At 46.6% G+C, this 551-nt stretch carries 1 pseudogene; it reads left to right on the plus strand.

Annotation, left to right across the window (positions count from 1 at the left end):
• Window positions 1-551 (plus strand): annotated as a pseudogene (locus HMPREF2794_RS06925) (hypothetical protein); the annotation flags it as partial.

Here is a 551-nt window from a genome sequence, read left to right on the forward strand (position 1 = left end):
AAGCCTTTACAGCTACAAAGCGACAATTATCAAAAGAAGGTGATGGTTCCCTTCTATGAAGCCATGACCAAGTATTATACACCAGCCGCTTTGGGAAATGCAAAGTCCAAGATAGTAGAACCCTATTTCAAACGCTTGAATGTGGAGTACTGCCAAAAACAGGCGAACTGGTCAGGCTTCGGTATTACTGCCGACAAAGATAACCAGCCTAATTTGGAAGTATTAAACCAGAACCACAAGTTCATCCCGGATGAATCCACCGTTATTGCACAATTAGAAGCTATTATAGCGCAGGAACGGGCAAAGAAGATAGATGCTTACCGCACTGCATGGGAACGCACCGAAGAAGCCCGTAAAATGCCTTTCGGGATTGAGGAATATCTGATGCTCATGGGGGAAACCACCGGACGCACGAATAAGATCACGGGTTCGGGACTGTTTATCGAGTTCATGGGTGAACGAATCTGCTTCGACAGCTTCGACCTTTCCCTCCGCGACCATTACAACGAAGACTGGATAGTACGCTTTGACCCGGACGATATGAGTCAGGT

The organism is Bacteroides sp. HMSC067B03, from assembly GCF_001811315.1.
Lineage (GTDB): Bacteria > Bacteroidota > Bacteroidia > Bacteroidales > Bacteroidaceae > Bacteroides > Bacteroides faecis.